This is a genomic window from Actinomycetota bacterium, from assembly GCA_035540895.1.
GTDB lineage: Bacteria > Actinomycetota > JAICYB01 > JAICYB01 > JAICYB01 > DATLFR01.
Map to the genome: position 1 here is coordinate 1 of DATLFR010000090.1, position 7,446 is coordinate 7,446.

Annotated in this window: 6 protein-coding genes; 3 read left to right on the top strand and 3 right to left on the bottom strand. The window is 71.3% G+C overall.

The genetic code is table 11. The annotated features are described in order from the left end of the window. The coding region (gene dinB, locus VM840_05315) for a DNA polymerase IV (GenBank protein HVL80994.1) at positions 1 to 802 on the bottom strand (802 nt) is incomplete at its 3' end. A gap of 83 nt (positions 803 to 885) precedes the next feature. Here dinB and VM840_05320 point away from each other — a divergent pair. Continuing rightward, the gene (locus VM840_05320) at positions 886 to 1,344 is read left to right on the top strand and encodes a hypothetical protein (GenBank protein HVL80995.1); all 459 of its coding nucleotides are present in this window, start codon (positions 886 to 888) and stop codon (positions 1,342 to 1,344) included. A 41-nt stretch (positions 1,345 to 1,385) separates the two neighbouring features. Here the strand turns inward: VM840_05320 and VM840_05325 are convergent, their stop codons facing one another. Together VM840_05325 and VM840_05330 are read right to left on the bottom strand one after the other, a co-directional pair. After that, complete coding sequence (locus VM840_05325) at positions 1,386 to 4,322, bottom strand: insulinase family protein (protein ID HVL80996.1); 2,937 nt, start codon at positions 4,320 to 4,322, stop codon at positions 1,386 to 1,388. Positions 4,323 to 4,403: 81 nt separating this feature from the next. After that, positions 4,404 to 6,080 (bottom strand): HAMP domain-containing sensor histidine kinase, encoded by a 1,677-nt coding sequence (locus VM840_05330; protein HVL80997.1) that lies wholly within the window; start codon positions 6,078 to 6,080, stop codon positions 4,404 to 4,406. A 133-nt stretch (positions 6,081 to 6,213) separates the two neighbouring features. Here VM840_05330 and VM840_05335 point away from each other — a divergent pair, with 133 nt between their 5' ends. Together VM840_05335 and VM840_05340 are read left to right on the top strand one after the other, a co-directional pair. Continuing rightward, a complete protein-coding gene (locus VM840_05335; protein HVL80998.1) occupies positions 6,214 to 6,852 on the top strand; it encodes a response regulator transcription factor in 639 nt (212 codons plus the stop codon). A gap of 253 nt (positions 6,853 to 7,105) precedes the next feature. Further along, the gene (locus VM840_05340) at positions 7,106 to 7,318 is read left to right on the top strand and encodes a Flp family type IVb pilin (GenBank protein HVL80999.1); all 213 of its coding nucleotides are present in this window, start codon (positions 7,106 to 7,108) and stop codon (positions 7,316 to 7,318) included. Positions 7,319 to 7,446 lie beyond the last annotated feature (128 nt).

The window sequence follows — 7,446 nt, forward strand, 5'->3', positions numbered from 1 at the left end:
GTCCTCGGAGGACCGGATCACCGCCGGTGATCCGGTCCTCCGAGGACAGGTCGCGGTCGAACGTTTCCTCGGCTCCCACGCTGCGGGCCTCCGTCTGCGGCTCGACGCGGCGCTCGTCGCGGTTGTTAGCGAGCGCGAGCAGGTGGGAGCCGAGCTGCGGACCCAGGGCCTGGGCGAGCACCCATCCCGGCGTGGCGGCCAGCTCCCCGACGGTCCGGAGCCCGAGCCGGCGCAGGACCGTCGCCGTCGCCTCCCCCACCCCCCACAGCTCCTCGACGGGGAGGGGGTCCAGGAAAGCCCGCGGGTCGTCCACGACGAGGAGGCCATCCGGCTTGCACGCGCGCGACGCGAGCTTCGCGACGAGCTTCGTCGGACCCGCCCCGACCGAGCACACGATCCCGAGCTCCGACTCAACCCTCCGACGGATCGTCTCCCCTATGCGTTCCGTCGTTCCGAACAGGGCATGGGCGCCGGACACGTCGCAGAAGGCCTCGTCGAGCGATATCGGCTCCACGATCGGCGTCATCTCGTCGAGGATCGCCCGGAACCTTCGGGACGCCTCCGTGTAGGCGTCGAAGTCGGGCGGGACGAAGACCGCGTCGGGACAGAGCCGCCTCGCCCGGGTGCCGGGCATCCCGTTGCGGACCCCCACCGCCCTCGCCTCGTAGCTGCACGACAGGACGACACCGCGGGGGCCCCGCCCCCCCACCACCAGGGGTACGTCGCGCAGGGCGGGGTCACGTCTGCGCTCCACCGAGGCGTAGAACGCGTCGAGGTCGACGTGGAGGATGTCCGAACGCATGTACGGAAGTCTAGGCGCGCAGCGCGACAGGACATCGATGGTCCGATGTGTAATCCCTTTGACCATTCCGAGAGGGAGGCGAGATGCGGGGGATGAGGGTCCTGGTCCTGCTGGGTCTGGCCGCGGTTCTGCTGCCCGCGGGCGTCGCCGCGGGAGCCGAGAACCACTGCGTGGTGAAGATCTACAGCCGGCCGCCGACGGTGGCCGTCCCCGGGGGTCCGACCGTCGTGCCCAACGCCTCAACGACCGGGATCGCGCGGTGCACGACGGGGGTCGACGCCGTCCCCGCGCCGCTCTATCCGCTCGCGGGCGCCGCGTTCGCGCAGCTCGACGGGGCGCCCGCCACGGATGCCAAGGCGTTCCCGGGGGTGTTCACGGGGTCGAAGCTGCCGGCACCCGTCCCCGTCACCTTCAGCTCGTCCGGCGGCGGGAAGTTCCAGTCCGGGACGATCCAGCTCGACCCGACCCGGCCGGGCGACCTGACCGTTATCGCGTACCACCCGGCCGGCGAGCTGCGCGCGACCTACACCGGCACCCCCTGAGCGCGGGAAGGGGCCGGCCGGAGCCGGCCCCCGCCGCACCTCTAGACCGGTCCGATCTCGAAGAGGCCCCCGAGCTCGGCGTTGGCCTCCTCGATCTTCTGGGCGTTCCCCACGGAGCCGAGTGCGCTGCGACCCTGCGCAACGTGCTCGGCGGCGACGCGGCTCAGGTCCTCGGGGGCGGTGCTGAGGAGGGCCTCCTTGAACCGGGCCTGCTCCTCGCGCGTGTACCCGGCTAGGTCGTCGAAGAACCTCCTGCGGCCCTTCGTGTCCGGGGACAGGAGGGGGTCGACCTGGCTCAGCGACTGCAGGACGGCCTCCTTCACCTCCGTGGGGTCGAGGTCCGTCTCGATGGCGTGCTTCACCGCTTCGTCGAAGGTCCTGAACGTCCGGGCCACGTTGGGGTCCCGGTAGGACATGAACGCGAAGATCCCGCCCTCGGCGTTCTGCGAGGCGAAGCTCCCGTACGCGCCACCCTTCTCGCGGATCTCGCGGTGGAGGTAGTGGCTCTTGAGGTAGTTGCCGAGGACGTTCAGCTTCGCCGAGTCGGGATGCCCGAACCCGACCGTCTGCACCATCTTCGCGTTGTAGGTGACCGGGACGGATGTGGTCCGGGCGTCGAACCGCTCGGACGCCTCCACCTCGGGCAGATCACCGCCGGGTGTCGCGTCGCCCGGGAGCACGGAGAGCGTCTCCGCGACCAGGTCGCGCAGCTCCCCGAGGGACCGCTCCTCGCCCGTCACGCAGATGTGGAGGTTGCCGCCGCGGAAGACGTGCTCCGCTATCGCCTCCAGGTCCGCGATGAGCTCGGACAGGTCGTCCCCCTTCGCGGACAGGTCCTTCAGGAGCGTGAGCCCGGTAAGCCCGTTCAACCTCTCGTTCAGCGCGCCGAGCGGGGTGAGCTTCGCCCCCGCGAGCATCGCCGCGTAGGCGTGTCCCGAGTAGATCACCGCGCTCTCGGTCTGGACACGCTGCTCGGCGATGATGTCGCGCAGCCTCCCCGCCTCGAACCGGGGGGCCGACAGTACGTCGCGCAGGATCTCCATGAACGGCTTGTGGTTGCGGACGAGCGCCTTCGTGTTGAGCCCTATCGCCTGCTCGATCGACCCGTCCGCCCTGCGCCGGAGGTGGGGGAAGGCCGCGATCCCTCCCGTGTACGAGTCGACCCGGACCGCCTGGCCCACGTAGTCGTACTCCCCGGCTCCCACGCGAGACAGCGCCCGAGCGAAGACGGGGACGAGGCCCTTCAACCGCTCGTCGAGCCCGGAGAAGTCGGCCTGCAGCGCTACGTACGAGAGGCCGTTCGTCGGTTGGGGGCAGAACGCGACCGTCGCGCCGTTGATCGTCTCTATCTCGAGCGCGACCTCCTCGATGTCCAGCGGGACGTCGGTCGGCTCGAGGGTCGGGAGCACGGACAGGTCCTGCTTCGTCTCCTGCTCCTCCTTCAGCGCGAGCGTCTCGGCCACGATGGCCCTCTTCTCGTCTTCGCTCAGCGACGCCTCGACCCCCTCGACGCGCTGGCGCTCGGCCTCCTGTTGCCGGGTCTCGAGCTCGGGATCGGGCGCGACGACGAGCCGGGCCCGGTGCGGGTTGTCGAGCAGGTGACGCCGGATCAGACCCTCGAAGAAGGGGCCGGCCGACACCTCGGCGTGGAGGCGGTCGAAGTCGGCCTCCAGCTGGAGGGCGCGGTACGGGTCGCCCCCGTACAGGTAGGCCGCCTTCAGCTGGAACCACACGCGCAGCGAGTACGGGAACCCGGAGTTCGTCACCTCGCGCGTGTGCAGCTCGAACTGGTGGATCGCCGCGTCGACGAGTTCGCGGTCGATCCCCTCCTCGACCAGCCTGGCCAGCGTCTCCAGCACTATCCGCTCTATCTCCTCGGCGTGCTCGGGGTCGGTCCCCTTCAGACCCGCGCCGAAGACGGCCTGCTTGTAGGAGTCGCTGTACCCGCTGCCGGTGGCGAGGGCGTCGCCGAGCCCCGAGTCGATCAGCGCCTTGCGAAGGGGGGCCGCCGCGTTCCCGACGAGGATCTGGCTGAGCACCTCGAGTGAGAGCGCCTCGAAGGGATCGGCCTGCGAGGTCGTGAGCCAGGCCACGAGCACCTCGGTCTTGCGCGACGGGTCCTCCTCGGGAGAGAGGGGGTAGACATCGGCGAAGGTGGCGGGCTCGGTGAAGCGGGGCTGGTCCGGGATGGAGACGTCTACCTCGATCCGCTCGAACCGCGAGAGCGCGAGCTCTTCGATCCGCCCGAGCAGCGTCGGCAGGTCCATGTCCCCGTAGGTGTAGAAGAGGGCGTTGGAGGGGTGGTAGTGGGTGGCGTGGAAGTCGCGCAGGTCCTGCCAGGTGAGGTCCGGGATGGCCGCGGGATCCCCGCCCGAGTTGTTCGCATAGGTCGAGCCGGGCATCAGCGCCTTCCCGATCGAGCGTCCGAGGACGGCCTGCGACGACGCCATGGCGCCCTTCATCTCGTTGAAGACGACCCCCTTGATCCGCAGCCCAGAGGTCGGGTCGTCCGTCTGCTCGAACTCGAGCCTGTGTCCCTCCTGCTTGAACGAGGACTCCTCGATCCGCGGGAAGAAGCAGGCGTCGAGGTACACCTCGAGCAGGTTGTGGAAGTCCTTGTCGTTGCGGGAGCAGAACGGGTAGGCGGTGGTGTCCGAGAACGTCATCGCGTTCATGAAGTCGCGCACGGAACGCGACGTCATGGAGAAGAAGGGGTCGCGGACCGGGAAACGCTCCGAGCCGGCCAGCACGACGTGCTCGAGGATGTGCGCGACGCCGCGGCTGTCCTTCGGGACGGTGGGGAACGCCACGTTGAACGCCTTGCTGTCGTCCGGCGCCTCGATGTGGATGTGCCTCGCCCCCGTGGGGACGTGGGTCAGCTCGTAGTAGGTGCCCTTGAGGTTCTCCAGGGGCTCTACGCGATCGACGCGGTACCCGCCGATCGTCGAACCCACCTCGTAGCGAAGCTTCGTCTCCACACGTCCCCCTCTGGTCCTCGGTGACAGGGCGCCGCCCGGTCCGGCGCGGAGCCCGAGTCTAGACCATTTGAAAAGTTTTTACTAGTCCGGCGGAGCGCACGCGAAGCGGAGCGAGAAGGTCGACCCCTTGCCCAGCCTCGACCGAACCTCCACCCTCCCGCCCTGGGCCTCCATGACCGCTTTCACCAGGTACAGACCGACCCCCGCCCCCCCGTGCTGGGACTTCGCGTTGCGCTCCATCCGGTGGAACCGGCGGAACAGGTCCGGGATGTCCCCGGAGTAGACGCCTGGACCCTCGTCGGTGACCGAGAGCAGCGGTCCGTCCGGACCCTCCTCGATCGCGAGCTCGACGCTCCCGCCCGGGGGGCCGAACTTCGCGGCGTTGTCCGCCAGATGCCACACCGCATGACGCACGAGCGCAGGATCGGCGTGAGCGCCAGCCACGCCGGTCACGGTGAACCGGGTCTCGGGGTACCGGGGGCCCAGGAGGGCCACCACCGATTCGGCGATCGGGCGCAGCTCGACCCGGTCCGGCACGGGGCGGATCCCGCCCGTGGCGACGCGGGCGGTGAGCAGGAGGTCCTCGACGAGGCGTTCCAGCCGTCCGGCCTCGTGGATACCCTCCCTGAGCAGGGCCGCGATCCGGTCGGGGTCGGTGCCCGGGCCGACCATCCGCAGCACCTCCATGAGCGCCTTCATCCCGGCGATGGGTGTCCGCAGCTCGTGGGACATCGCGGCGACGAGCGCCGCCTGGTTCTCCTGCTCCTCGGCGGTCGGCGCCCGGTCGCTGAAGACGAGCGCGTACCCGCCCGCGGGGAGGGGGTTGGCCGAGAGCTCCATCCACGTGTCCCGGGTGGCCATCTCTCGCGGCAGCGGCCCGCCGGCGACGAGCGCGGAGACGTCGAGGTCGCCGAGCCGTCCGTCCATCCCCTGGCCCTGGTCGAAGTCGGTGAGCCCGAACAGGGTCTCGGCGGGCGGGCTCGCGGCGAGCAGCCTGCCTCCGCCGTCGAGCAGGACGAGGCAGGACCTCAGCGGCGCGAGGGCAGCCCGCAGGAGATCGTCGCGGCCGGTGGACGCGGGCGAGTTGTCCTCGGGCGCGCTCGGCAGGGCGAGCGCGATCAGGGCGACCGAGGCCCGCACCCCCGGACCGTCGCTCCCTTCGTGGGCCACGAAGGCCCCCACGACCCGGTCGTGACGGACGACCGGGAGCCCGAGGAAACGGTCCGCCCCGACCTCGACCCGTCCGGTCTCTCCCTCCAGCACCATGGCCGCGGCGCGCCGGATCGCCGCCCCGTCGCCGCCCAGCGTCCAGGTCCTGGCCGCCGGGCCGCTCGTGACCAGTGCTCCCGACCTGGCTCGGGCGGCGACGAGGGCAGCCCGCAGCATCGCCTCGGGCCGCCTGTCCTCGGGCATCGTCAAGGCGTTGAGCACGGGGGTCGGGTCCCACAGGTGGGGACCCGGCGGCGGTCCGGGGCGGCGACGGGCCGAGAACACCCGGGCCAGCGCCTCCGCGACCAGCCTGTCCGCGGGCGCCGGCGGGGCCGCCAGCTCCAGGACCAGCTGCTGGGCCGGCTCCAGGTCCGGGACGTCCACGGCGAGGTGGTGGACGGCGCGACGGCGGACGACGCCCGCCCGCCCGCCGACGGGGGGTTTCGTCCCGGCGAGGGCCAGATAGGCGCGACGCGCGCCGAGGGCGCGGGCCACGGCGTCGAGGAGCGGCTGCGTGACCGACGACGCTGCCCTCGGAGGTCCACCCATGGCTTCAGTCCCGCCTGTCGACAGGCGCCACCCGCGGCCGTCGTGCTCGAGGGACGGCCGGGCGCCCTGAGGCGGAGTCTAACCCCCCGGTCGCCTCCCCCCCAGCGCTCGGACGGGACCGTACACTGACGCGGTGAGCATCCGGGTCGTAGTCGTGGAGGATCACACCCTCGTGCGCGAGGGCCTGGTGACGATGCTCGATGTCGAGGAGGACATCGAGGTCGTGGCCCAGGCCGGGGACGGCGAGGAGGCGCTCGAGGTGATCCTCGAGCACGAGCCCGACGTCGTGATGCTCGACCTCCGGCTCCCGGGGATGGACGGGATGGAGGTCCTGAAGCGGGTGAAGGCCCAGAAGCCCCAGATCCGGGTGCTGGTCCTCACCGTGCACGACGAGCAGCAGTACGTGGGCGAGGCGGTCCTGTCGGGAGCCGACGGCTACCTGCTGAAGACCGTCAGCCACGCCGAGCTGACCGACGCCGCCCGGCGGATCGCCAAGGGCGAGGCCGTCCTGCACCCCGCGGTCGCCCGGTCCGTGCTCACGGAGCTCACCACGCTGGCCGCGGGAGGTCCGGACGACGGCGGGCTCTCGCCGCGCGAACGGGAGATCCTCACGCTGCTCGCACAGGGGCTGTCCAACAAGCAGATCGCGTCCCGCCTGCAGGTGGGGGTCGAGACCGTGAAGACCCACATCTCCTCGATCCTCGGGAAGCTCGACGCCGTGGACCGCACCCAGGCGGTCGCCCTCGCGCTCCGCCGCGGCCTGATCGAGTAGCTCCGCCCCCACGGGGCGCCCCGAGGACCACTCCACCAGGACTACCCGCGGTCCCACCCTGCAACCGCCCGCCCGGGGGGTGCAGCGCGGTCGGCCGTCCCCCGATATCCCCCAACGAGGGAGACCTCCCACCAGATGGGGGACCGGCCAGACCCAGCAGGGTCGGAGAGGAGGGTCGGACGGACCGGGAGACCGGCCGGTCGCACCGTCGGTGGCGCTGAGGGACAGACGCTCTTAGGACAAGGAGTCAGACATGCAGACGATCGTCTCCACGATCACCGCCTGGATCAGCACCCGCATCGCCCGCCCCGAGCGCGGCGCCGCAGCGGTCGAGTACGGCCTCCTGGTTGCCCTGATCGCCGTCGCCGTCGTCGTCGCCGTCATGACGCTCGGCACGAAGCTCAACAGCACCTTCTGCTACGTCGTGTCCTCGCTCCCGTTCGGACCCGAGAGCTGCCCGAGCTGAGGGGCACCAGCACCACCCCCTGCGGGGCCCGGGCCGGACAGCCCGCCGGACGGCCCGGGCCCCGCAGGGGGTGGTGCTGGTGCCCCTCAGCTCGGGCAGCTCTCGGGTCCGAACGGGAGCGAGGACAC

What these genes read in the sequence shown, in the direction of transcription:
- VM840_05320 (HVL80995.1), top strand. Translation starts at nt 886, where the DNA reads ATGCGGGGGATGAGGGTCCTGGTCCTGCTGGGTCTGGCCGCGGTTCTG.
- VM840_05330 (HVL80997.1), bottom strand. Translation starts at nt 6,080, where the DNA reads ATGGGTGGACCTCCGAGGGCAGCGTCGTCGGTCACGCAGCCGCTCCTC.
- VM840_05340 (HVL80999.1), top strand. Translation starts at nt 7,106, where the DNA reads ATGCAGACGATCGTCTCCACGATCACCGCCTGGATCAGCACCCGCATC.